We start from the raw sequence: 24,026 nt of genomic DNA on the forward strand, positions 1-24,026 counted from the left end.
TGATATTGTGTACCGGGAACTGTTCCAAATCTGCCATTTCAACAGGTTTTTTCGAACAATTTCATTGCTATAATCCTTAATTAGAAAAACAAGCTGAAGTAAGTACAATATGTCACAGGACGAGTCAAGACAGAACGAACGCGGTTTTCCCCGCCTGCGCCCACGGGGGGATGACAATGGCCAGCGTAAAGGCCCAAAATTCAATATCTACTGGGTATGGGCGATCATCTTTGCCGTTCTGGTAGCCTTTCAGTTATTCGGTTCTTTTGCCCCTGATGCCAAGGAAATTGATGAACTGGAGTTTTACCAGATGCTGGAAAAAGGAGATATCGATAAGCTTACCACGATCACTAATAAGAACCTTATCCGGATCACCCTCACCAAGGGAGGTTATCAGAAATACAAAGACCAGCTATCTAAAAAATGGCCGGGTGTATCTGAAAAAGGCCCCCACTTTGAGTTCCGTGTTATCAAGGCCGAAGAATTCAAGAAAGAGCTGAATGAATGGTATAAAGCCCATCCGGAAGTAAAAGAAGTGCCCAATAAGCCCGCCCAGGAAGGAGAATGGTTCACTTCCATTATCCAGTTCCTGCTCCCGCTGGTAGTAATTATCCTCATCTGGGTAATGCTCATGCGCAAGATGGGTGGTGGTGCAGGCGGCGGCAGTGGCCCCGGCGGCATCTTCAACATCGGTAAGTCAAGAGCTACTTTGTTCGATAAAGGCACCAAGGTGAACATCACTTTCTCCGATGTGGCCGGCCTCGATGAAGCCAAGGTAGAGGTGATGGAGATCGTAGACTTCTTAAAGAATCCCAAGAAATATACCGCGCTGGGTGGTAAAATACCCAAGGGCGCCCTGCTGGTAGGCCCTCCGGGTACCGGTAAAACCCTGCTGGCCAAAGCCATGGCCGGTGAAGCGCAGGTTCCTTTCTTCTCTATGAGTGGTTCCGATTTCGTGGAGCTCTTTGTAGGGGTAGGCGCCAGCCGGGTAAGAGACCTCTTCAAGCAGGCCCGTGAAAAAGCGCCCTGTATCATTTTCATTGATGAAATTGACGCCATTGGCCGCGCCCGTGGTAAAAATGCCATCATGAGCAATGACGAGCGCGAGAGCACCCTCAACCAGTTGCTGGTGGAAATGGATGGTTTTAGCGGCGAGAGCGGCATCATTGTACTGGCTGCCACCAATCGTCCGGATGTATTGGACTCTGCGCTGTTACGTCCCGGCCGTTTCGACCGCCAGATCTCTATTGACAAGCCCGATCTGAAAGGCCGTGAGCACATTTTTAAAGTGCACCTGAAGCCAATCAAAATATCTGAAAAAGTAGATATTCATAAACTGGCAGAACAGACCCCCGGATTCGCGGGCGCTGATATTGCCAACATCTGTAATGAAGCTGCCCTGATCGCTGCCCGTAAAGGCAAACAATCTGTGGAAATGGAAGATTTCCAGGATGCGGTAGACAGGGTGATCGGTGGCCTGGAAAAGAAGAACAAGATCATTTCTCCCGATGAGAAAAGGATCATTGCCTACCACGAAGCCGGCCACGCTATTTGCGGATGGTACCTGGAACATGCGTATCCCCTGCTGAAAGTGACGATCGTACCGAGAGGAGTAGCAGCGCTGGGTTATGCACAATACACACCGAAAGAACAATACCTGTACAATACAGACCAGTTGACCGACCAGATCTGTATGACACTGGGTGGTCGCGCCAGCGAAGATATCTTCTTTGGCAAGATATCTACCGGTGCTCAGAATGATCTGCAACAGGTTACCCGCATTGCTTATTCCATGATTACCGTATACGGTATGAATGAAAAAGTAGGTAACGTAAGCTTTTACGACCCCGCGGCAGAGAACTCTTTCACGAAGCCTTATTCAGAAGAAACTTCACGTCTGATAGATGATGAAGTGAGAAAGCTGATTGAAGATGCTTACATAAAGACCAAAGAACTGCTGGTAGAAAAGAAAGGACAGGTAGAGAAACTGGCAGAAGCATTACTGGACAAAGAAGTATTGTTCCAGAGCGATGTGGAAGCATTGATCGGCAAACGTCCTTATGGTGAAAAGAAATTGCTGGATGTGGACGGTAATCCGGGTCACGGAGCAGAAGGAGGTACGATCAGTGAAGGCGTGCCGCCCTACGACAGCAATGTGACCAATCATCCTGCTACTTCATAATTATAACTAATGAACATTTCTCCTGCAAGAGAAAGTATTCTTAAGAAAATACGGAAGGCGTTGACACAATCAACGCCTCTTCCTTTTCCGCAAAGTGAAGGCAACAGTTCTGTATTCCAGCCCTCCCAACAGGAACTGGAAGTACAGTTTGCCGAACAGTTCTCCAAACTTCAGGGTAAGTTTGTTTTCTGCCTCAACCGGCAGGAGCTGGCTGCACAGTTGCAACAGGTAATTGCCCACAATAAATGGGATAAGATCTATTGCCGGGAAGATGTATTGAGAACAGACCTGGCAGCCAGCGGCTTTAACCAGTTTACCCATCCTGATGTAGCCAGTTGTGATGCCGCCATTACTTCCTGTGAATGGCTGATCGCCAGAACAGGCTCTATTGTCATGAGCGCCGGGCAACAAAGCGGTCGTACAGTAAGCGTTTATGCACCTGTACATATCTGCATTGCTTATGCCAGTCAGTTGGTGTATGAACTTAAAGATGGCCTGCAACAGGCAAAAGAAAAGTATGGCGCCAATCTTCCTTCCCTGATCACTTTTGCTACTGGTCCCAGCCGCACAGCCGATATTGAAAAAACGCTGGTGGTAGGCGTGCATGGTCCCAAAGAAGTGTACGTATTCCTGGTGGATCAGTAATCAATATCAGTAAGTAGTGTCAGGCTGAGTCCCTGAGTCCCGTGAAACGGGATAAACTTTGTCGAAGCTGTCTTCCGTATCTTTACAGATAACTGAAACACAAATGTCCACTGAAATATATCAACTCTTTGTATACGGCTCCCTGCTCAGCGGGTTTCACCATCCTGCCTACGCTTATATAAGCCGTTATTTTACACTGATCGGGCCTGCCAAAGTAAAAGGCAAACTGTTTGACATGGGTGAATACCCGGCAGCCGTTCCCGTGAATGAGGATGCCTGGATCAGCGGTGAATTGTACCAGTTGAACAATAAAGAAGAGTTTGACTGGGCTTTTTGTCAACTGGACGATTATGAAGGTATCTTTCCCGAAGCCGGTGAAACGTCTTTGTACAGAAGGGAACCAGTAAACGTAGTGGTGAATGACAGAGATACCCTTGCCTGGATCTATTGGTACAACCAGGATGTGGCGGGCAAGCCATTTATTGCCTCCGGCAGTGTACTGCAGTACCGTGATGAGAAAAGATCGTCAGGCTTCTTTTAATTACAACCTTACAGGTTTAGCTAATGAATATACCCGCTGGTAAAAAAGTATATTTTCTCTCCGATTTTCATCTTGGTGCGCCGGATGCGGCTGCCAGCTTAATACGGGAAAAACGTATTGTAACTTTTCTCGAAGAAATAAAGCAGGATGCTGCTGTTGTTTTTATCGTAGGGGATATGTTCGATTTCTGGTACGAATACCGGATGGTGGTACCCAAAGGCTATGTACGCCTGCTGGGTAAGCTGGCCGAGATCACGGATGCCGGTATACCGGTGCATTTCTTTGTGGGTAACCATGATATGTGGATGACCGATTATTTCCAGCAGGAACTGAACATCCCGGTCTATTTTGAGCCGAAGGAATTTGAGTTCAACGGGCAATCATTCCTGGTAGGGCATGGTGATGGCCTCGGGCCCGGCGACCATGGTTATAAGTTCATCAAGAAAGTATTCAGGAACCCGGTATGCCGTTGGCTGTTTGGTATCCTGCCGCCCTATATGGGAATGGGACTGGCCAATTACCTGAGCCGCCGCAGCAGAGCGATGACCGGGCAAACCGATGAAAAGTTCTTTGGCGAAGAAGGGGAGTGGCTCATTATTTACTGCAAGGAGGTATTGCAAAAGAAACATTATAAATACCTTATTTTCGGACACCGGCACCTGCCTATTGACTTTACACTAAACAATGATAGCCGGTATATCAACCTGGGCGACTGGATACGTTATTATACCTATGCGGTATTTGATGGAGCGCAGTTAACGATGCAGTCAAGATACCCCGAAGGGGAAAATAAGATCATCAGGGGCCAGGCTGCCAAATAAAATGTTCTTACGCATTACCATATTACTGTGCCTGTTGGGAGGCGGATACCTTACGGGTGTTGCGCAAAGCGCCCTGGTTCGTGGGGACACGAACCAGGGCGATACTTTTTTTATTCTCCAGCGAAAGATTGCCGGTGAGTTTACAGACTTCACGGTAGACAATCTGGGCAATATATATGTACTTAGTCAGGCAGGCCAATTGAAAAAGATGAGCCCTGCCGGTGATTCCATTGCTGTATTTAATAACGTACGGCAATATGGGAAGGTGCATTTTATAGATGTTACCAACCCTTTAAAGGTATTGCTGTACTTCAAGGATTTTGGTACGGTAGTAACGCTTGACAGGTTCCTGAATACCAGGTCTACACTGGATTTGCGCAAGCTGCAATTGTTCCAGGTGAAATCCATCGGCCAGGCGTATGACAACAATATCTGGGCATTTGATGAACTGGAAAGCAAGCTGAAAAGGGTAGGAGAAGATGGACGTATTATTGATCAGTCTACCGACTTCCGCCTGCTCTTTGACTCTGTTCCTTCACCGTCTTTTATAGTAGATCAGAACAAACAGTTATACCTCTACGATTCCTCCAAAGGTGTATACCTGTTTGATTATTATGGTGCCTTTAAGAACCGCATCCGGTTTACCGGCTGGACCGATTTCTCCGTTATTAATAATACTATTTTTGGAAGGGATGCTGGTATGTTATACCGGTATGAACCCGGCACGTTGAACCTGCAGCAATACCGCATACCGGCAACTATGCAGCAAGCCCGGAAGATAAAGATCATTCCCGGTAACTTATACCTGCTGCGCGATCACCAACTGGAAGTATATTCTTACCGTTGATTATTACTTTTAACAAGTCTTATCAAAGTAGCTGTTATAGTGCATGCCGATTTATTTAAATTTGCAGCATGGACAAATTTTTGGATGGAGTTTTTCTGGAGAATACGATCCGGAGTTATTTGCTGGTGAGCGGTTCTATACTGTTAGCTGTCCTGTTCAAGCGCTACCTTTCCCGCTATATTGCCGGCCTCCTGTACAGGATTGTGCACCGGTTGGCCCGTGGTGTTGATAAGAAATCGTTTGTGAACCTGGTGGTTTCGCCGCTGGAAACATTCCTGCTCCTGCTGGTAGTAATCATTTCCCTGGACAAGCTCAATTTCCCCAAACGGCTGAATGTAAATATTTACAAGATACACGTACATGACCTGATTGATGGTGTCGCGATCATTGTACTGATCCTCACTTTTATCTGGCTCCTGTTACGCATCATAGATTTTGTGGCTATGATCCTGCAACAGAAAGCAGATCTTACGCCCGACCAGACGGACAATCAACTGGTAGTTTTCTTCAAGGATTTCTTTAAGGCGCTGCTGGTGATCCTGGGCGTGCTGATGGTATTGAAACTGGCTTTTCGTTATCCCATTACCAACCTGATCACCGCATTAAGTATCGGTGGTGCGGCCATCGCACTGGCTACCCGGGAAAGCCTGGAAAACCTGATTGCCTCTTTTATTATCTTTTTTGATAAACCCTTTATGGTGGGCGACCTGGTTAAGGTGCAAACGATTACCGGTACCGTGGAAAAGATCGGTTTACGCAGTACCCGTATACGCACCGACCAGAAGACTTTTGTAACGATGCCCAATAAGCAGATGGTAGACAGTATTATGGATAACCTTACGCTACGTACGCAGCGGCGGGCCTTTGTACAACTGGAGCTGAGCAGTGATACCTCCCATGAAGCCATCAATCAGTTGATACTGCGTGTACAGCAGCTTTTTCAAGTGCGGAATAATGTAGTAGAAAATTATACTGTATTTCTGTCTGATATTGTTAAGGATACCTACCTGGTAAATGTAGAGTTCTTTACGGCTACCATCCCTGTTGCCGATTTCAATGCCCTCCGGCAGGAGATCAACCTGTTGCTGATTGGCTTGCTCAGAGATATGAACATTAAACTGGCTTCGAAAGAAGCAGGCGTGGTGATTACCAAAGAAGGATGAAAAACAGCTACGAGCTGTGGGCAACGAACTACGAGCCGGAATGCTGCTTTGCGGGTTTAGTTCGCAGCTCAAAGCTCGCGGCTTCTACAAAGACGCTTTTATCTCTAATAAGAACTCTTTTACCTTTTGCAGTGATTGTATCATTTCAAAGCTTTCCCGTCCCTGCTTATTCTTCTTCAGGAAGGCTTTGGCGCCTTCAATGGTGAGCTTGCGGCGGCGCAGCAGGTCATAGATCAGTTCCAGGTTTTTGATGTCTATAGGCCTGAAATGGCGGTCGCCCTTGCGGTTCTTACGCGGTTGAATGATATCAAACTCGTTTTCCCAAAAGCGGAGTAATGACTGGTTCACCCCAAACATTTCGGCTACTTCACCAATGGCATAATACTGCCGTTGGAAGAGTACCTCGTCCACGGGAATATTGACCAGGTCGGCTTCTGCATCCAGTGCTTTGAGGGATTTACGGCCACGCGTAGATTTTTTGACAACCGGCTTAGCCGTAGTGGTAACGGCCTTTTCGGCAGGCGGCTCTTCCTTAGGCGGCTCAACCACCGGCTTCAGGGACTTTACCCTTATGCCTACAGAGGCATTTTCCTGTGCCTGAGCTTCGGAAAAATCAAAGGTTATTTGGGAGAGGTTTTTTGAATCCATAGTTATTGAATGGGTAGCGGTTATTTCATAACAAATATCGTGCAGTAAAACTACGAAGGTTAAAAGAGGGTAAGAAACCTTGTTGAAAAGAGGTGTTAAAATAGTTATTTCAAGGCTTCAGAAACAAGGGTTTAAACGGTGAAAAAAGGTGCATAAAATGCCCCTCCAAAAGCGGCCGAAAGCCTTAATTTTCGTACATTTGCGGGAATCAACATTCTTAACTCACACAAGCATTTTCACAAGCATTTATGGCTACAGAAACCAATGAAATTCTTACCCCCGCTACCAATGGATATGGAGCAGATAGTATACAGGTCCTGGAGGGTTTGGAAGCGGTACGTAAGCGTCCTGCCATGTATATTGGCGATGTTGGCGAAAAGGGCCTTCACCACCTGGTATATGAGGTCGTAGACAACTCGATCGACGAGGCGCTTGCCGGATATTGTAAAAATATTGTTGTTACGATATACGAAGACAACTCTATTTCTGTAATAGATGATGGTCGTGGTATCCCTACCGGCATCAATACAAAGGAAAAGAAAAGTGCGCTGGAAATTGTAATGACAGTGTTACACGCCGGTGGTAAGTTTGATAAAGATACCTATAAGGTTTCCGGCGGTTTGCACGGTGTGGGTGTGAGTTGCGTAAACGCCCTGAGTACACTCCTGCAGGTAACTGTTCAACGGGAGGGTAAAATATTCGAGCAGGAGTACCGCATTGGTGTTCCCCAGTATCCGGTAAGGGAAATTGGTATCTCTGATCAAACAGGAACAAAGGTTCACTTCTGGCCCGATACGAGCATTTTTACAGTGAGTGTTTATAAGAAAGACATCCTCGAAGGCCGTTTACGTGAGCTGGCTTACCTGAATAAAGGCATCCGGATCGTGCTGAATGATCTTCGTGAAAAGGATGAGGCCGACGCTACTTATACAAAAACTTTTTATAGCGAAGGCGGTATCGTGGAGTTTGTTGAGATGCTGGATAAGAATGCTGGCAGGAACAATCTTATACCGCAAGTCATTTATGTGGAAGGTCGCGATGAAAAGAGCAATGTAGCCGTAGAAGTAGCCCTTACTTACAACGACAGCTACAACGAACATATCTATTCCTACGTTAATAACATCAATACCATCGAGGGTGGTACCCACGTGAGTGGTTTCCGCCGGGCGCTGACGCGTATGTTCAAATCATACGGCGACCGTGAGAACCTCTTTGAAAAGGCCAAGGTAGAGATTGAAGGCGATGACTTCCGTGAAGGTCTCAGCACCATCATATCTGTAAAAGTACCCGAACCACAATTTGAAGGCCAAACTAAGACCAAGCTCGGTAACAGCGATGTAATGGGTGTGGTAGACAGTACCGTATCCAAAGCGCTGGAAAAATACCTCGAAGAGAATCCCAAAGAGGCCAAGAATATTATTTCCAAAGTGATCCTGGCCGCACAGGCAAGGGCAGCCGCCCGTAAGGCCCGTGAGCTGGTACAAAGGAAGAGCGTATTGAGCGGCGGCGGCTTACCCGGTAAGCTGGCCGACTGTTCGGACCGTGACCCGGAGCGTTGTGAGCTGTTCCTCGTCGAAGGAGACTCGGCGGGTGGTACTGCCAAGCAGGGCCGCGACCGCTCCTTCCAGGCCATCCTGCCATTGCGTGGTAAGATCCTGAACGTAGAAAAGGCCATGGAGCATAAGATCTATGAGAATGAGGAAATCCGGAATATGTACACCGCCCTGGGGGTTACAGTAGGTACGCCGGAAGATCCGAAGGCGCTGAACCTGGCAAAGCTGCGTTACCATAAGCTCATCATCATGACCGATGCCGACGTAGACGGTAGCCATATTGCCACGCTGATCCTGACCTTTATTTACCGCTATATGGCCCCCATGGTGGAGCAGGGTTATGTATACATTGCCCAGCCGCCATTATACCTCGTGAAAAAAGGTAAAGAGCAGGCTTATGCCTGGAATGAGGAGCAGCGTAAAGGATGGGTAGCTAAATTCGGCGCCGGTAAAGATGACAGCGTAAACATTCAGCGATACAAAGGTTTGGGAGAAATGAACGCTACCCAGTTATGGGATACTACCATGAATCCCAATAGCCGTACGCTGAAGCAGGTAACGATTGAAAGTGCGGCAGAAGCTGACCGTATCTTCAGTATGCTGATGGGTGATGAAGTAGCGCCACGCCGTGAATTCATCGAAAGCCACGCGAAATACGCCAAGCTGGATATCTAAGTATTCGCACCACTGGCTCAAAATACAAATCCCTCTCAGGTCTATTGACAGAGAGGGATTTTTCGTTTAGCTTTTGTTCTTGTCAGAACTTGCCGGTCACCTTATCCATGGCCTGCACAATGTAGTCATTGTACAGGTTGCCGATGCTTCCTTCATGGGTATGGTGCAGTTGTTGCTTATAATTGAAAGCGAAAGTTCCTTTTTCAATATCATTGCCTACCTGTTTATAAGCATCGCGGAAAGGGATGCCTTTATTCACCAACTCATTCACGGCCTCTACGCTGAACAGGTACTTGTATTTCGCATCATCCAGGATGTTTTCTGTTACCGTCATGTTCGACAGCATGAGGCGTGTCATTTGCAGGCAATCCTTCAGGGTTTCAATAGCCGGGAACAGGATCTCCTTGGTCAGTTGCAGATCGCGGTGATAGCCGGAAGGCAGGTTGTTCACCAGCAGCGTCAGTTCATTGGGAGTGCTCTGGATACGGTTGCATTTGGCGCGGATCAGCTCAAATACATCCGGATTCTTCTTATGCGGCATAATGCTGCTGCCGGTAGTTAATTCCGGCGGGAAAGAAATGAACCCGAAGTTCTGGTTAATGTACAGGCAGCAATCCATCGCCAGGCGGCTCAGGGTGGCGGCTACAGCACTGATGCCGGTGGCCACAACGCGTTCTGTTTTGCCCCGGCTCATCTGGGCATATACCGAATTGGCATTCAGGGCGCCAAATTGCAGTAGTTGGGTCGTGCGGGTACGGTTCAACGGAAAAGAAGAACCATAGCCTGCCCCGCTGCCCAGCGGGTTTTTATTGGCTACTGCATAAGCGGCAGCCAACAGCTCCAGGTCATCCACCAAACCTTCAGCGTAGGCGCCTAACCATAGACCAAACGATGAGGGCATGGCGATCTGGAGATGGGTATATCCCGGTAATAAGTGGTGTTTGAATTTTTCGCTCTGGGCAATCAGCAGGTCAAACAGTTCTTTCACTTCGGCTTTCACTGCCAGTACTTCTGCCCGCAGGTACAGTTTAATATCTACTGCTACCTGGTCATTGCGGCTGCGGCCGCTGTGGATCATCTTGCCGGCTTCGCCAATACGCTGGGTAAGCAGCAGCTCCACCTGGGAGTGCACGTCTTCCACGCCCTCTTCAATACTGAATTTGCCTTCCACAATTTCCTGTTGTATGGTTTGTAAGCCCTTTACAGCAGTAGCTGCATCTTCCTTGCTCATCAGCCCCACTTCACCCAGCATGGTCACATGGGCAATAGAGCCTTCTACATCATACTTTGCCAGCAGGATATCAAACTCCTTATCACGCCCTACGGTGAACTTTTCTATCAACTCAGAGGTGGAGGTGTTTTGCTTGGACCACAGTTTCATAATACCTGGTTTAAAAGTTGGATGTACAATTGGATGCCTTCCTTAATCTCATTTACATAAATAAATTCATCGGCTGTATGGCTGCGTGCCGAATCACCCGGGCCCATCTTCAGGGTCTGGAATGGCATCAGTGCTTTGTCGGAGGTTGTGGGAGAACCATAATAAGTTCTGTTCAAAGCAATACCTGCTTTGGTAAGCGGATGGTCTAAGGCTATGGACGTAGAGCGCAGGCGCGTACTGCGGGGCTGCACGTCACACTGTACATGGGCCCGGATCACTTCCAGTACCTCTTCAAAAGTATACAGCTCATTCACCCGTACATCTACTACAAACTTACACTGGGCGGGCACTACATTGTGCGCTTTATTATCTGTTTCAATGACCGTAACACTCATTTTCACCGGCCCCAGTAAATCAGATACTTTGGGGAAGCGGTAATTCCTGAACCACTCTATATCGGCCAGTGCTTTATAAATAGCGTTCTCCCCTTCTTCCCTGGCGGCATGACCGGCCTTGCCGTGCGAGAGGCAATCCAGTACCATGAGGCCGCGTTCGGCCACCGCCATCTGCATTTGCGTAGGTTCACCTACGATGCCACATTCGATAGAGCCTAATTCCGGTAAGAGTAATTCTATGCCTTCTTTACCGCTGATCTCTTCTTCGGCAGAAGCAGCAAAGATCAAGTTGTATTTTAAATCTTCCCGGCGGTTATAATAGAGAAAAGTAGCGATCAATGCTACCAGGGGCCCACCCGCATCATTGCTTCCGAGGCCATATAATTTCCCGTCTTTCTCAATGGGCGTGAATGGATCGAGTGTATAATGCTTATTGGGTTTTACCGTGTCGTGGTGGGAATTTAACAGGAGGGTAGGTTTCGAATCATCAAAATAATGGTTCCAGGCAAAGACATTATGCTTCAGGGTCTTTACATTGGTAGTGTATTTATCGAGATGATGGTGTATGATCTTTGCAGTCTCCTCCTCCTCTTTGCTGAACGAGGGCGTAGCAATCAGTTGTTTCAGCAAGGCGATGGCTTCTTCCTGTAATATGGTTATATGGTCACTGCTCATTGATAATGGTTGTACCGGCCGTGCCGGCAATTAATTGTTGTAACTGTTCTGCTTTTCCGATGATCACTTTCTTTACACCGCTGTTGAGGGCGGCAAAGGCATTGTCGAGCTTGGGGATCATGCCGGCAAAGATCTTTTGTTCTCCTTTTAACTGCTGGTAATAAGTGGGCGTAATGGAGCTGATCACCGTGCTGTCGTCATTGGCATCCAGCAATACACCGCTCTTTTCAAATGAATAGATGAGTTGCACATCATAATGCCCGCTCAGGCCTTTGGCGGTTTCCTGGGCAATGGTATCGGCATTGGTATTGAGTAACAATCCTTGTTTATCGTGCGTAATAGGCGCCAGTACAATGGCCAGCTCCTGGTCCAGCAGGGACTTCAGCAATCCGGCATTTACCTGGTCTACATCACCCACAAATCCATAGTCCATCGTGGGGTGTACCCTTTTATGCGCCTGGATGGCATTGCCATCGGCGCCGCTGAGACCAATGGCATTATTGCCGCGGGCCTGTAATTGGGCTACAATATTCTTATTGATATAGCCGGCATACACCATCGTCACTACTTTCAGGGTCTCTGCATCGGTAATGCGCCGGCCATCTACCAGTTGCTGGGGTATCTTCATCTCTTCGGCCAGCCGGGTAGCCAGCTTACCACCACCATGGATCAGTATTTTCTTTCCGGGCAGGGCCGCAAAGGAAGTTAAGAATGCAGACAGCTTTGCCTCATCATCTATAATATTTCCGCCAATCTTAACGATGAATAACTTTTCCAAATTCCCTGTTTAATAGTTTGCTTTTAATATCTCCGACAATACTGCCTGGGCAGCCCATACGCGGTTGGAGGCCTCCTGGGTAACGATGCTGTTGGGACCATCCAGTATTTCATCACTCAGCTCCACATTCCTTCTTACCGGCAGGCAATGCATTACTTTGGCATTATTGGTAAGGGCCAGCTTTTCATTGGTCAGCATCCAGGCAGGATCGTTTGTGTAAATGCGGCCGTATTCATTATTGAAAGTGCTCCAGTTCTTCACATACACAAAGTCGGCATCTTTCAGGGCTGCATCCTGGTCATGGGTAATCGTAGCACCCTTGGTGAATTGGGTGTCGAGTTCATAATCTTCCGGATGCGTGATCACAAAATCGGCCTGTCCCCAGGCATTGATCCATTGGGAGAAACTATTGGCCACGCATTGGGGCAATGGCTTCACATGGGGCGCCCAGGTAAGTACGATCTTTGGTTTCTTGCCTTTCACCGTTGAAGCAGGGAGGCTCAGGGTTTCCTGGATAGTGATCACATCTGTTAAGCTCTGCAGGGGGTGCAGGGTGGCGCTTTCCAGGCTCACTACCGGGATGCCGGCATATTTAATGAATTGCTTAATGAATAATTCGCTGTAATCATCATCACGGTTCTTCAGGGAAGGAAAGGTGCGGATGGCCAGGATATCAAAATATTTACCCATGATGGGCGCCGCATCTTTTACATGCTCTACCGTGCTGCCGCTCATGATGGCTTCTTCTTCAAACTCCAGCGCCCAGCCTTCCTGTCCTACATTAAACACAATGGCTTCCATGCCCAGGTTTTGCGCCGCTATCTGTGTGCTGAGGCGGGTACGCATACTGGGATTGAGGAACAATAATCCAATGCGTTTGTGAGCGCCCAGCGTTTTGTCTTTTAATGGATCAGCCTTGTAGCTTAATGCCTTTGCTACCAGGTTATTGATATTGGACACATCGTGTACAGAAATAAAATTTCTCATTTCCCCGAAGAACGTTTTTAGTGATAAAGTATAATGATATTAGTGTGCCGGCGCCAGTGCCGCGATCTCTTCTTTCACGGCTTCCAGGAACTGGTCAGCATCTTTCTTAGAAAGCGCCAGTGAAGGCAGTAAGCGGATCACATTGGGCTTTGCTTCGCCGGTAAACATTTTATGTTTCCACAGCAGGTTCTTCTTCAGGTCTCTTAGCTCTTCAGGAACATCAAACCCGATCATCAGGCCACGGCCCCGTACATTGTTCAGCTCAGGGATGGCTTTCAATTGCTCTATCAGGTAGTTGCCCACCTCAGCAGCATTGGCCATCAGGTTCTCTTTTTCGATCACTTCCAGCACAGCCAGTGCAGCGGCGCAGGCCAGGTGATTGCCACCAAAGGTGGTGCCCAGCATGGAATGTTTGGCAGGTATCTTCGGAGAGATGATAATGCCCGCTACCGGGAAGCCATTGCCCATCCCCTTTGCCATAGAATAAATATCAGCATTTACACCGGCAAAGTCGTGGGAGAAGAACTTACCGCTTCTGCCATAGCCACACTGCACACTGTCGGCAATAAAAACTGTGCCATGGGCATCACACAACTGCCGGATCTTTTGCAGAAAGGATACAGAAGCTACATTGATACCACCTACCCCTTGTATGCCTTCAATAATAACAGCCGAAATATCACTGCCCTGTGCTTTAAAACAGGCTTCCAGGGCTTCCTCATCGTTGAAAGGAAGGAATATCACATTGGAAGTCTGGTTCACCGGAGCCACGATAGACGGGTTATCGGTGGCCGCTACAGCCAGTGACGTTCTTCCATGGAAAGCTTTTTTAAAGGCAATGATCTTCTTGCGGCCATTGAAAAAAGAAGCCAGCTTCAGCGCATTCTCATTGGCTTCTGCACCTGAGTTACACAGGAACAGTTGGTAATCTTCCTTGCCGGAAACCTTACCCAGCTTGGTGGCCAGTTCTTCCTGCAGGGGTATTCGGATGGAGTTGGAATAGAAACCTACTTTATTGAGTTGATCAGTAATTCGCTGTACGTAATGGGGATGGGTATGGCCAACAGATATTACCGCATGACCGCCATACAGGTCAAGGTATTGTTCACCGGCTGCATCCCATACATAAGAGCCTTTGGCTTTTACGATGGTAATGTCATTAATGGGATAAACGTCAAATAGCTTCATGGTCTACTTGTTTGGGCTGCAGGCTATAAGCCGGCAGCTTGTATTTAAAAATAATTAGCCTTGAGTTTCAATCCTGCACACTCATCCACACCAAATAAAAGATTCATATTCTGTACGGCCTGGCCCGAAGCGCCTTTCAGTAAATTGTCAATGATAGAATGCACTACCAGCTTGGTGCCTACCTTCTCCAACTGGACAATACATTTGTTGGTATTCACTACCTGCTTTAAAAAGATAGGCTGCTTACTCACGATGGTAAACGGATGACCATCATAAAATTCAGTATACAGGTTATTCAGTTGTGCTTCAGTAAGGTCACAATCCAGTTGTGAACTGATGAATATACCGCGGGCAAAATCGCCTCTCCAGGGAATGAAGTTGATGTCTATTTTTCCGGCAGGGTGCAACTGCAGCATAGACTCGCCGATCTCATTCATGTGCTGATGGTTCAGCGTTTTATAGGCCTGTATATTATTGGCCCTCCAGCTAAAATGAGAAGTGGAGCTAGGGCTTTGCCCGGCGCCGGTAGAACCGGTGATGCCGGTAGTGTACACATGGTCAAGCAAACCTGCTTTGGCCAGGGGTAATAAACCCAGTTGAATAGCAGTAGCAAAACAGCCGGGATTGGCTATGTTGGATGCGGTACGGATGGCATCCCTGTTCAGTTCCGGAAGACCGTAAACAAACTGCCGATTGCCGACTGCCGAATGCTTGCCAAGCCTGAAATCCTGCGACAGGTCAATAACCTTGATATTGTCATTAACAGGATTCTCTGCCAGGAACTTCTTCGCCTCACCATGACCTACGCACAGGAACAATACATCAATATCCTGGCTCAGCTCGCCGGTGAATTGTAGTTTTGTTTCACCGATCAGGTCTTCATGTACGGCATATACGGGCTTGCCGGCATTACTGCGGCTATGAATAAAAGAAACAGCTACATACGGGTGATTAACCAACAAACGGATCAGTTCACCACCGGTATAACCTGCTCCTCCAACGATACCTACTTTAATATTTTTGTTCATATATACAGAGATCAATGTTCTGAAGTCTGTAATGACTTCAAAGAGCTTTGAGCTACGAGCTATGAGCTACGAGTCTTTTTGCTCGCGGCTCGTAGCTCACGGCTCGCGGCTTATTTCTTATTCTCTTCCTTCACAGCAGTCCAGATAGAGGTCTGGTTGCCGAATATCTTGCTGAATCCACGTACATCCTCGCCGGTAAACCCGGTATTCATTTCACCATACTTGCCAAACTTGCTGCTCATGAGGTCATAGGACGATTCAATGCCAATGACCTGGAAGCGGTAAGGCAACAGTTGTACAAATACGTCGCCGGTTACGTTTTGCTGGGAATTTTCCAGGTACGCTTCAATATCACGCATCACAGGGTCCTGGATCTGGCCTTCATGTAACCAGTTGCCATAAAACTGTGCCAGTTGATCTTTCCAGTTCAGTTGCCACTTGGTCAGCACGTGTTTTTCCAGGGCGTGGTGGGCCTTCAGGATTACCATGGGAGCGGCAGCTTCAAAGCCTACACGTCCCTTGATGCCGATAATCGTATCACCTACGTGGATATCACGGCCTACGCCATAAGGGCCTGCAATGGTTTGCAGGTATTGGATGGCTTCTGAAGGGTGATCGAATGATTTGCCATTTACAGCTTTCAGTTCCCCTTTTACAAAGCTCAGTTTTACTTCTTCGCTGCCGGTTTTGGTAACCTGTGTAGGCCATGCTTCTTCGGGCAACATGCCTTTGGAGGATAAAGTCTCTTTACCACCTACACTCGTACCCCATAAACCTTTATTGATAGAATACATCGCTTTGGAAAAGTTCATATCTACTCCTTTGCCTTTCAGGTATTCGATCTCTGCTTCACGGCTCAGCTTCAGGTCGCGGATGGGGGTAATGATCTCAACACCGGGGATCATGATGTGGAAGATCATGTCAAAACGTACCTGGTCATTACCGGCGCCGGTACTGCCATGCGCTACGGCATCTGCTTTCAGCTTTTGCACATGCTCGGCAATATGAACGGCCTGGCTCAACCTTTCGGCACTTACACTTAAGGGATAAGTATTATTCTTCAATACGTTTCCGTAGATCAGGTACTTAATGATACGGTCGTAATAGGACTTTACGGCATTAACAGTAGTATGTGTTTTAACGCCCAGTTTATAGGCATGGGCTTCTATCTGTTGCAACTCTTCTTCACTGAAACCACCGGTATTAACGATGATGCTGTGTACTTCATAACCTTTGTCTTCACTCAGGTACTTTACACAAAACGAAGTGTCGAGTCCGCCGCTGAATCCTAATACTATTTTTTTCATTGCTGTATTATGGTAGTTATAATTAGTGATTAACGATTACAAATTAAAGAAGTAGTGCAGCAAAGACCTCCGCTTGCTTGCCTGTACCATCTTAGCGCTGTTATCCTCTTTATCCTTCTTCAGAAAGGGTTGTAAGAACTTCCACTGCTTAATGCGCAGCAGGCGTTCAAGAATGCCCTTCTTCTCCTCGAAGAACTGTTTGGTCTCTTCCGGCTCATAGTGGTCTTTGGGATCATAGAGCATGGCGGTACACATACAATTCTTCCTTTCCTTGCTCATCAGGATCTCATAATTCACACAGCTTTTACAGCCGGCCCAGAAAGCATCATCCTGCGTAAGTTCAGAATAGGTCACTGGTTCATAGCCCAGCTCACTGTTGATCTTCATTACGGCCAGGCCGGTGGTAAGTCCGAATATCTTGGCTTCGGGGTACAGCTTGCGGCTCAGTTCGAAGATCTTCTTCTTAATGGCCTTGGCCAGTCCGCCCTTTCTGAACACAGGCGATACGATCAGGCCCGAGTTGGCTACATATTCGCCATGGCTCCAGGTTTCGATATAACAAAAGCCTGCCCAGATGCCATCCTGGTTGAAGGCGATCACCGCTTTCCCTTCGCGCATTTTCTGTTTAATATAATCCGGCGAGCGCTTGGCAATGCCGGTGCCACGTGCTTTGGCAGAAGATTCCATCTCATCGCAAATGATCTGTGCGAAACTGAGATGGGTTTCATTGGCTACAATTATCTGGAAGTGATGTTGCGTTTCCATTGTTTGACAAGACTATAAAATGTGAACAAATGCAGCGGATATAAACACTGCTAAAGACACGAATCCCCGGCTTGGGGCATAGTTCCGTTACAATAGGGGATACTATGGTAGGATGGTATCAACGTCGTACCCTGACGGGGACAGGACGACTAACAAAAACTGTACGGAGTTGTACAGCAAAAACCCCACGCACTATAGTAATAACGCTTTGCGCTACTACATCAGCGAGTTGTATGGTGAGATTTTTTTGCATTTCAAATGATGAATAAGCTTTTTACTCAAATGCTTTTGACACCGCAAAGAAAAACATTTTTTGGGATGCAGGGGGATTTTTAATGTAAAATTTTAGCTAATTCCGTAAAAACCAGAGAACAAGCGTTCGTAGGGGCTTCCTGGGCTTCCTGTGGGGCAGCCAGATGCCCGTAAAAGCCGGGCAAAGCCGTATTTCGTGAAAAGTAGACAAGTGTAGCGTCAAGTGGTAGTGGAATGCTCAGGGAATGTAGGGGGACTGCTCTAAGCATGGTACGGGACTGCTCTGGGAACAGTACAGGACTACTACTGCTATAGTACTATCTTAGAGCTATCCCAGAGCACTCTTAGACCATTCCCAGACAACTACCTGAGTATACCTCGCTTATTAAAGTATCATCTTGTACATTCGGGGCAGGTTCCCGGCGCTTATTTACCTGCACCGATGCTGGTAGATATGCCCGGCAGGGGATTGAGCAGGATAGAGCGCACAATATCAGGTCTTTGCATACGAATGAGGTGCCCTGCATTGGGCAGGAAGATAAAATTGGCAGGTTTTCCCTGCAGCACTTTTTTGGCAAAGTCCAGGTTGGCCGGTTCAATAATATCGTCCGAACCGCCTTGTACGACGGTGACAGGTATGGTAAGGTATTGCCATTCCGGCGCCAGCTTTCTGAGCTCGTCCACATGGGTGAATTTCTCGTTGGTAGCGCTTTTGATGAAGCGGGGGAACAGTATATAGGGGAAGCCGCTTTTAACCCAGGGATGGAACCACCAGAACTTCTCCTTGTCCGGGTCAATGGCGGCGGCCAGCATTATCAGGTGGTTAAAGTCATGGGGATATAAAAGGGCCATCTTGCCGGCAATAGGGGCACCATAGGAGCTTCCCATCACTACCCCGGGCTTGCGTGACCGGTTGAGACGAAGCGCTTCATGGATAATAGTGGCCTGGGAAGTAATGGAAGTAACTGCATGGCGCTTGCCTTTAAAGCGCGACTTATGGTATCCCGGCCGGTCTACTGCGATCAGGTGAAAATGTTGTTGCAGGATAGGATCGTCCAGCAGGATCCGGCTGCCATACCAGGCGCCCGGCGCGCCGTGGATCATGAGCAGGGGAGGAAGGGTATCTGCGCCTGTGGTGGCACAAAACAGCGAAGCTGAATCATTCTGGATGGTAAAGAACGTGGGCTTTACCGGTTTGTTGGCATAATACTTCTTCACCTCCCGGTCGGTCATTACCCAACGTCCAAAACAACCAGAACAAAACAGCCACCCTGTCAGCAGGATCACGGTATATCTTGCACGTGTCATTGTCCAAATCTAAACAAATGTGCTTTGCTTCTGTTGATCCCCGCATTAAGTATTTCTAAAAAATCGGCCAGCTATTCCCGGGAAAAGTGGCCGATTGAATCTTAAGTGCGTAGTGGATGATCTCTGCCAGGTAATTACCCAGCAATTCATACTTGAAGGTATAGTTGTTATTCACCTCCTCCAGCATCTTTTCAAATAACTCCCGGATGCGCTTATCCTGCCGCTGATTTAAAAAATACACCGGGTTGGCGTTCTGCCTGAACATCGGCAAGGCGCGGAAAATGCTTTGCATTTTACCAGACAGAAAAGCGGTGTTAAACAGGCAGGAGAATCCCGCCGGGTTGCCGGGTAATGATCCTGCTGCCTGTGGAGCCTGGGGGCCATAAAAACACAACATGGTTTTCGTGCCCGGTGTATTGTTGCTTACGAGGCTGATAGTGAAATAATCAGCCTGCTGCTGAGGGGTGACGGTGTTGCCATTTTCTTCCAGCCTGAATACATAAAATTGCTTCGCATAGTTCATGGTCCTGTTATCTGGGGTGGCAACTATGCTTCTGCCGGTTGATGCTCAAAAGCGGTGGAAATGGTCACGGATTTCCAGGCTTCCAGTTCCTCGCGGACGGAATTGATCTTGTTATAGGCCAGTTCATAGGCATCACTGCCTAGGAATAAATGCAGGGGAGCTTCCGGGGCTTCTGCTACCTGTATCAGGGCAAGGGCTGCTTTATCGGGATCGCCCAGTTGGTTGCCATTCATGATCTCCTGGTGAAAAGCCTGTGTTTCCCTTACTTCCTTATAAGCTTCTATCGGATGGGCAGGCACATTCAGGGAGCTGGCAGCAAGGAATTGCGTTCTGAAATAACCGGGAGAAACAATGGTAGCCTTAATACCAAAAGACTTGATCTCGGCCGACAGTGCTTCTGTAAATCCTTCTACGGCAAACTTGGTAGCGCAATAAATACCAAAGCCAGGGAAAGTACCGATAAAGCCACCAATGGAAGAGATGTTGAAAATATGCCCGGATTGTTGTGCCCGTAAATAAGGCATTACCCGGCGGATCACATTCAGGGTGCCGAATACATTGATGTCAAAATTCTTCCTGGCTTCTGCATCTGTGAGCTCTTCCAGGCTGCCTGCCAGGCCATAACCTGCATTGTTTACGACTACGTCTACCTGACCGAAAAGATTAACCGTTTCGTCAATCGCTTTCTGAATACTGGTTTCACTGTTAAGGTCAACCGTAAGGGGCAGAAAGCTGCTGCTATAACCCACGGCCCTGATCAATTCTTCTTTGCTTCTTGAGGTGGCGGCTACGTTATAGCCCTGTGCCAATAACTGTTGTACCAGTGACAAACCTAAGCCTTTGGAGGCGCCGGTTACGAACCATACTTTACTGTGTTTCATAATTGATTTGTTTTTGATAACACAAAGCTACGGTGCGGTGCACCCGATCTTGTTGCAGCATTCAAAGCAATAATTACGAAATTCAAACCGGGAGAAAATAAGCTTTTCAAGGGGCCTTATATAATCACAAAAAGAACGGTGACGCCTTTTGCTTGCAACGCAAACGAAAGGTGTCACCGCTAATGGACAAGTGTAATGCTATGTATTAAATGCTTCTGAAGGCAGAAGGGGTGAGCGCCACCTGTTTCTTAAAAAAGTTATTGAAATGGGAAGGCTCTTCAAAGCCCAGGCAATAACTGATCTCTGAAATATTCCAGTTGGTATGTTTCAGCAATGCTTTTGCTTCGCTGATCAGCCTTTCCATAATATGTTCGGTGGTGGTTTTACCGGTAGTTTCTTTAATGGCCCTGTTCAGGTGATTAACGTGTACGGCCAGTTCTTTGGCAAAGTCGTTGGCTGAACGCAGGGAAAAGCGTTGAGAAGGCGAATCTATCGGAAATTGCCGCTCCAGCAATTCGGTAAATACCGCGGTAATGCGCGATTTGGCATTTGTATGCTGGTGAATATTCTCGGAAGGCTGCATCTTCAACGCATAGTGGATCATTTCCGTAACATAATTCCGCAGCAGGTCATACTTATAGGCATAATCAGAACCAATCTCTTCCATCATCTTCAGGAAGATCTGACTTACGTCTTTATCCTGCTCTTTACTGAGGGGGTAAGCTGGCTTGCCGCCCGGGGCAAACATGGGAAATTCGTTGATGCTGCCCCGCAGCTTTTCACTAAAGAAGCCTTCCTTGAAAATGCAGAAGAAACCGGTATTGGTCTCTGTATTGCCTTCCCAGGTATAGGGCACTTTGGGATTGAAGAACAGCAGGGTGCTGCCCGAAACGGGAATGCTTTTATCGGCATAGTGGAAAATGAAGTCTCCCCGCATCAGGCTTACCTTGTAAAAGTCGCGGCGGCTGTATTTCACCGGCGTGGAGCCGGGACCTACACAGTCCTCGGTTTTAAATACATTAAAATGCCCGATATCCTGTTTCAGGTTCTGCGGCAGGTAATTCAACTTCTTCTGGTAAAAATCCTCTAAGGTTTCTGTCTTTTCCATAATCCGGGATATTAGCAGTGATAAAGCGGAGTAATCCAATGACCCTACAAAATTAAAACACCGCGCCCTCCCGAAAGTTACAGTTTTCAAACCATCTATTGCAAAATTCAAACATTGGAGAAAGGAGGCAGCCAGGCCGGAAATAATAATCAAGGTGTTTTATGCTGGTAGTTTATGGAATGTTCGCTAAATTTAGGAGGTATGAGAATCAACGTTTTACTGATCATTTTAACCTCTTCCCCCTTTCTTATGAACGCACAAACGATCACCCTCCAGGATGCCGAGGCTTATGCCGCACAATTGGAACAGAAAGAGATCTTAAACACCAAGGGTAAAGAAGTCTTGCTGAATGCCTTTCATCATAAAAACGTGACATCGGATGATCAGGAAGACCTCAAGATGTACCACGCTTCGAGACTTTCAAAAGAAACCATTCTATGGTTTTGTAACCAGGCTTTTTTTGACTCCCAAATGCATCGCCTGCTCAACCAGACAGGAGTAGAAGATAAAATTGTTGCTGAAGACGCTGTGATTGAAAGAGGGTGGACAGCCTATCCACCGCTGGGCAGCCGAGGTAACGAAGATCTCATTCATCCCAAAAGAAGTACCATTGGCCGTACAAGGACGCGGACCCTTGAAGACTTCAAGGTATTGGGACTCATCAGTGAAATGGTATACGAAGAAGCTAAAAAAGGAATACAGGATGCTACTATAGACGACGAGTTAGCGCTGGTAGGATTCCTGTTGAAAAGAAGTTACTATTACAAGTCTTATGATACTGAATTAAAAAAGCAACAGCAGCATATTGATGATCTCGCAAACAAGGGCATATTGACCAAAGAAAAAAAGGAAGCGTTATTGGAATCGTATAAGCCATATGAGCTGAAGGATATTGCACAGATACTTTCTTATAGCGAGCGTTACAGGTTTGTTGACCTTACGCGTCTTGAAGCTAATCCCCATATTACTTATCCGGTCATTTTTCAGGCTGTTGCAGCGTTGATCCCCGATTTTAAATATGAAAACCTACATATTGTAATAGATCGGCAGAAAGAAGACGACATGATCAGGCAGGATCTGAAACTCAGCTTTACTATAAACGGGCAGCTTTACGAACATGTTTTCTTTTATGATTATGTAAAGGTTGAACCTGATCCCAATTACCCGGAAGATCCTCCTGCGAGGGTTAGCCGCGATTTTCATAAAGGCGTTAATAAATGGCTGGCAGATATTAATTCATCTTACAGGTTGTATACAGTGAATATTCCTGAAGAAGGGGAAATGGTATACGGCGAAAAGAAAGTAGGCTTGCTGTTATTGAAAAAAGGAGAGGCTGAAGTAATCAACAAAGAAAACTATGTATTAAGCCATGAAACTTTTGATGTACGTCTGAACCGGGCAGGCATCAATAAGTTTATACAGGACCTGACGGATCATGGTTTTTTTGCCCATTTATCAAATAAGGAAATTGACCGTACGAAAGCTTCCATTTTCGCTAGCGATATTACATCACCATTGGATGTGTGTATGCGCATCCCCCATACCGTAGTAATATTTGATTGGGAGACTGGCAACCTGCGAAATCCATATGAGGACTTAACAAAGCGATTTGAAAAAGCCTCCAGAGGGGTATTTTCGGTAACAGATATTATTGATGAGTTTGAAAAATCATGGGATAGTGCTAAGAAGGTAAAATATGGTTTTACCATGAATGGAAAGAAATATGAGACCATGCTTGATTTTCATGGCGACTGGCTCGATCCCAAGTTTATTGATTTATTAAGACAGGCCATGAAAGAGAATAAGATAGATGGGGAAATTCGTTATTGCATGGATAATGGTCAGGAAGGGGGACATATTTTCCTTACCTCAAAGCAGTACGCGTTTATTAAAAAGAATTATACTGATCTGATCAAAGATGAATAAATATGAAACTTGAATTTCTTTCCGATATAAGTGATGGTGGTCGCTTTACAAATGTTGTAGCCAATCAGTTGGTCCGCTTATATGATTTTGATTCTGCTGAAGCAAGTCTGCTGAGGCAGGCAATTCAGCGAACCATCGTGGATGATCGTGAAACATTAGAATTAAGCAAACTGGAATTCATTACATCACAGAATTGCAAAGTAACGCTTCAGTTAGCAGACACAGATATTGGGCTAACCACTGAAAATAATGTAAACTTTATCTGCTACTTAACCCATACGTTATACATTCGGATGGCAGAACTGATAGAACCATTCTGTAATAATAGAACAAGTGGTTATCAGTGGTTATATGATACTGAATCGAATCTTGAATTCTTATTTTCACCCGGAGGAACCTGGTAATTTCGAAACATCTGATGAAATACACATAAGATCAATTTATGCAAA

At 46.8% G+C, this 24,026-nt stretch carries 22 protein-coding genes; 9 read left to right on the forward strand and 13 right to left on the reverse strand.

Annotation, left to right across the window (positions count from 1 at the left end):
• Nucleotides 1–109: 109 nt before the first annotated feature.
• The 6 genes from ftsH to HB364_RS07565 all read left to right on the forward strand — a co-directional run bounded on the left by ftsH (nucleotide 110) and on the right by HB364_RS07565 (nucleotide 6,199).
• Nucleotides 110–2,182, forward strand: coding sequence for an ATP-dependent zinc metalloprotease FtsH (ftsH, locus tag HB364_RS07540; protein ID WP_167287246.1), 2,073 nt, complete (start codon nucleotides 110–112; stop codon nucleotides 2,180–2,182).
• A 9-nt stretch (nucleotides 2,183–2,191) separates the two neighbouring features.
• Nucleotides 2,192–2,827: a LutC/YkgG family protein gene (locus tag HB364_RS07545; RefSeq protein WP_167287247.1), complete on the forward strand. Its 636-nt coding sequence runs from the start codon at nucleotides 2,192–2,194 to the stop codon at nucleotides 2,825–2,827.
• Between the two features lie 103 nt (nucleotides 2,828–2,930).
• A complete protein-coding gene (locus tag HB364_RS07550) occupies nucleotides 2,931–3,368 on the forward strand; it encodes a gamma-glutamylcyclotransferase family protein (RefSeq protein ID WP_167287248.1) in 438 nt (145 codons plus the stop codon).
• Nucleotides 3,369–3,391: 23 nt separating this feature from the next.
• Nucleotides 3,392–4,189 carry a UDP-2,3-diacylglucosamine diphosphatase gene (locus HB364_RS07555; protein WP_167287249.1) on the forward strand — a complete coding sequence of 266 codons (798 nt, stop codon included), beginning with the start codon at nucleotides 3,392–3,394 and terminating at the stop codon, nucleotides 4,187–4,189.
• A 1-nt stretch (nucleotide 4,190) separates the two neighbouring features.
• Nucleotides 4,191–5,036 carry a hypothetical protein gene (locus HB364_RS07560; protein WP_167287250.1) on the forward strand — a complete coding sequence of 282 codons (846 nt, stop codon included), beginning with the start codon at nucleotides 4,191–4,193 and terminating at the stop codon, nucleotides 5,034–5,036.
• 68 nt (nucleotides 5,037–5,104) lie between these two features.
• Entirely contained in the window at nucleotides 5,105–6,199 is a 1,095-nt protein-coding gene (locus HB364_RS07565) for a mechanosensitive ion channel family protein (protein ID WP_167287251.1), read from the forward strand.
• Between the two features lie 84 nt (nucleotides 6,200–6,283).
• Here the strand turns inward: HB364_RS07565 and HB364_RS32895 are convergent, their stop codons facing one another.
• On the reverse strand, nucleotides 6,284–6,847 hold the full coding sequence (locus HB364_RS32895) for a MerR family transcriptional regulator (RefSeq protein WP_208419868.1): 564 nt from the start codon (nucleotides 6,845–6,847) through the stop codon (nucleotides 6,284–6,286).
• A 248-nt stretch (nucleotides 6,848–7,095) separates the two neighbouring features.
• On the opposite strand from HB364_RS32895, the gene gyrB reads away from it, so the two are divergent.
• Nucleotides 7,096–9,075: a DNA topoisomerase (ATP-hydrolyzing) subunit B gene (gene gyrB, locus HB364_RS07575; protein WP_167287252.1), complete on the forward strand. Its 1,980-nt coding sequence runs from the start codon at nucleotides 7,096–7,098 to the stop codon at nucleotides 9,073–9,075.
• 82 nt (nucleotides 9,076–9,157) lie between these two features.
• Here gyrB and argH read toward each other — a convergent pair whose 3' ends face one another.
• The 12 genes from argH to HB364_RS07635 all read right to left on the reverse strand — a co-directional run bounded on the left by argH (nucleotide 9,158) and on the right by HB364_RS07635 (nucleotide 21,651).
• On the reverse strand, nucleotides 9,158–10,456 hold the full coding sequence (gene argH / locus HB364_RS07580; RefSeq protein ID WP_167287253.1) for an argininosuccinate lyase: 1,299 nt from the start codon (nucleotides 10,454–10,456) through the stop codon (nucleotides 9,158–9,160).
• The gene (locus tag HB364_RS07585; protein ID WP_167287254.1) at nucleotides 10,453–11,526 is read right to left on the reverse strand and encodes a M20 family metallo-hydrolase; all 1,074 of its coding nucleotides are present in this window, start codon (nucleotides 11,524–11,526) and stop codon (nucleotides 10,453–10,455) included. Before HB364_RS07585 ends, argH begins: the two co-directional genes overlap by 4 nt.
• Entirely contained in the window at nucleotides 11,516–12,304 is a 789-nt protein-coding gene (gene argB / locus HB364_RS07590; RefSeq protein WP_167287255.1) for an acetylglutamate kinase, read from the reverse strand. Before argB ends, HB364_RS07585 begins: the two co-directional genes overlap by 11 nt.
• 9 nt (nucleotides 12,305–12,313) lie before the next feature.
• On the reverse strand, nucleotides 12,314–13,291 hold the full coding sequence (locus tag HB364_RS07595; protein WP_167287256.1) for a Rossmann-fold NAD(P)-binding domain-containing protein: 978 nt from the start codon (nucleotides 13,289–13,291) through the stop codon (nucleotides 12,314–12,316).
• 39 nt (nucleotides 13,292–13,330) lie between these two features.
• Nucleotides 13,331–14,479 (reverse strand): aspartate aminotransferase family protein, encoded by a 1,149-nt coding sequence (locus HB364_RS07600; protein ID WP_167287257.1) that lies wholly within the window; start codon nucleotides 14,477–14,479, stop codon nucleotides 13,331–13,333.
• A 44-nt stretch (nucleotides 14,480–14,523) separates the two neighbouring features.
• Nucleotides 14,524–15,507 carry an N-acetyl-gamma-glutamyl-phosphate reductase gene (gene argC / locus HB364_RS07605; protein WP_167287258.1) on the reverse strand — a complete coding sequence of 328 codons (984 nt, stop codon included), beginning with the start codon at nucleotides 15,505–15,507 and terminating at the stop codon, nucleotides 14,524–14,526.
• A 110-nt stretch (nucleotides 15,508–15,617) separates the two neighbouring features.
• On the reverse strand, nucleotides 15,618–16,814 hold the full coding sequence (locus tag HB364_RS07610) for an argininosuccinate synthase (protein ID WP_167287259.1): 1,197 nt from the start codon (nucleotides 16,812–16,814) through the stop codon (nucleotides 15,618–15,620).
• A 36-nt stretch (nucleotides 16,815–16,850) separates the two neighbouring features.
• Nucleotides 16,851–17,579: a GNAT family N-acetyltransferase gene (locus HB364_RS07615; RefSeq protein ID WP_167287260.1), complete on the reverse strand. Its 729-nt coding sequence runs from the start codon at nucleotides 17,577–17,579 to the stop codon at nucleotides 16,851–16,853.
• Between the two features lie 678 nt (nucleotides 17,580–18,257).
• Nucleotides 18,258–19,139, reverse strand: a complete 882-nt coding sequence (locus tag HB364_RS07620) for an alpha/beta fold hydrolase (RefSeq protein WP_208419869.1) — start codon at nucleotides 19,137–19,139, stop codon at nucleotides 18,258–18,260.
• Between the two features lie 55 nt (nucleotides 19,140–19,194).
• A complete protein-coding gene (locus HB364_RS07625; protein ID WP_167287261.1) occupies nucleotides 19,195–19,662 on the reverse strand; it encodes a hypothetical protein in 468 nt (155 codons plus the stop codon).
• Between the two features lie 23 nt (nucleotides 19,663–19,685).
• The gene (locus tag HB364_RS07630; RefSeq protein WP_167287262.1) at nucleotides 19,686–20,543 is read right to left on the reverse strand and encodes an oxidoreductase; all 858 of its coding nucleotides are present in this window, start codon (nucleotides 20,541–20,543) and stop codon (nucleotides 19,686–19,688) included.
• Nucleotides 20,544–20,748: 205 nt separating this feature from the next.
• Nucleotides 20,749–21,651, reverse strand: a complete 903-nt coding sequence (locus tag HB364_RS07635) for a helix-turn-helix domain-containing protein (RefSeq protein WP_167287263.1) — start codon at nucleotides 21,649–21,651, stop codon at nucleotides 20,749–20,751.
• 201 nt (nucleotides 21,652–21,852) lie between these two features.
• On the opposite strand from HB364_RS07635, the gene HB364_RS07640 reads away from it, so the two are divergent.
• Both HB364_RS07640 and HB364_RS07645 read left to right on the forward strand, forming a co-directional pair.
• Entirely contained in the window at nucleotides 21,853–23,577 is a 1,725-nt protein-coding gene (locus HB364_RS07640) for a hypothetical protein (RefSeq protein ID WP_167287264.1), read from the forward strand.
• A gap of 2 nt (nucleotides 23,578–23,579) precedes the next feature.
• Nucleotides 23,580–23,981 carry a hypothetical protein gene (locus tag HB364_RS07645; protein WP_167287265.1) on the forward strand — a complete coding sequence of 134 codons (402 nt, stop codon included), beginning with the start codon at nucleotides 23,580–23,582 and terminating at the stop codon, nucleotides 23,979–23,981.
• Nucleotides 23,982–24,026: the final 45 nt, after the last annotated feature.

Source organism: Paraflavitalea devenefica (assembly GCF_011759375.1).
Taxonomy (GTDB): domain Bacteria; phylum Bacteroidota; class Bacteroidia; order Chitinophagales; family Chitinophagaceae; genus Paraflavitalea; species Paraflavitalea devenefica.

Coding starts and splice junctions, on each gene's coding strand:
- ftsH (WP_167287246.1), top strand. CDS start 110: ATGTCACAGGACGAGTCAAGACAGAACGAACGCGGTTTTCCCCGCCTG.
- HB364_RS07545 (WP_167287247.1), top strand. CDS start 2,192: ATGAACATTTCTCCTGCAAGAGAAAGTATTCTTAAGAAAATACGGAAG.
- HB364_RS07550 (WP_167287248.1), top strand. CDS start 2,931: ATGTCCACTGAAATATATCAACTCTTTGTATACGGCTCCCTGCTCAGC.
- HB364_RS07555 (WP_167287249.1), top strand. CDS start 3,392: ATGAATATACCCGCTGGTAAAAAAGTATATTTTCTCTCCGATTTTCAT.
- HB364_RS07560 (WP_167287250.1), top strand. CDS start 4,191: ATGTTCTTACGCATTACCATATTACTGTGCCTGTTGGGAGGCGGATAC.
- HB364_RS07565 (WP_167287251.1), top strand. CDS start 5,105: ATGGACAAATTTTTGGATGGAGTTTTTCTGGAGAATACGATCCGGAGT.
- HB364_RS32895 (WP_208419868.1), bottom strand. CDS start 6,847: ATGGATTCAAAAAACCTCTCCCAAATAACCTTTGATTTTTCCGAAGCT.
- gyrB (WP_167287252.1), top strand. CDS start 7,096: ATGGCTACAGAAACCAATGAAATTCTTACCCCCGCTACCAATGGATAT.
- argH (WP_167287253.1), bottom strand. CDS start 10,456: ATGAAACTGTGGTCCAAGCAAAACACCTCCACCTCTGAGTTGATAGAA.
- HB364_RS07585 (WP_167287254.1), bottom strand. CDS start 11,526: ATGAGCAGTGACCATATAACCATATTACAGGAAGAAGCCATCGCCTTG.
- HB364_RS07595 (WP_167287256.1), bottom strand. CDS start 13,291: ATGAGAAATTTTATTTCTGTACACGATGTGTCCAATATCAATAACCTG.
- HB364_RS07600 (WP_167287257.1), bottom strand. CDS start 14,479: ATGAAGCTATTTGACGTTTATCCCATTAATGACATTACCATCGTAAAA.
- argC (WP_167287258.1), bottom strand. CDS start 15,507: ATGAACAAAAATATTAAAGTAGGTATCGTTGGAGGAGCAGGTTATACC.
- HB364_RS07610 (WP_167287259.1), bottom strand. CDS start 16,814: ATGAAAAAAATAGTATTAGGATTCAGCGGCGGACTCGACACTTCGTTT.
- HB364_RS07615 (WP_167287260.1), bottom strand. CDS start 17,579: ATGGAAACGCAACATCACTTCCAGATAATTGTAGCCAATGAAACCCAT.
- HB364_RS07620 (WP_208419869.1), bottom strand. CDS start 19,139: ATGACACGTGCAAGATATACCGTGATCCTGCTGACAGGGTGGCTGTTT.
- HB364_RS07625 (WP_167287261.1), bottom strand. CDS start 19,662: ATGAACTATGCGAAGCAATTTTATGTATTCAGGCTGGAAGAAAATGGC.
- HB364_RS07630 (WP_167287262.1), bottom strand. CDS start 20,543: ATGAAACACAGTAAAGTATGGTTCGTAACCGGCGCCTCCAAAGGCTTA.
- HB364_RS07635 (WP_167287263.1), bottom strand. CDS start 21,651: ATGGAAAAGACAGAAACCTTAGAGGATTTTTACCAGAAGAAGTTGAAT.
- HB364_RS07640 (WP_167287264.1), top strand. CDS start 21,853: ATGAGAATCAACGTTTTACTGATCATTTTAACCTCTTCCCCCTTTCTT.
- HB364_RS07645 (WP_167287265.1), top strand. CDS start 23,580: ATGAAACTTGAATTTCTTTCCGATATAAGTGATGGTGGTCGCTTTACA.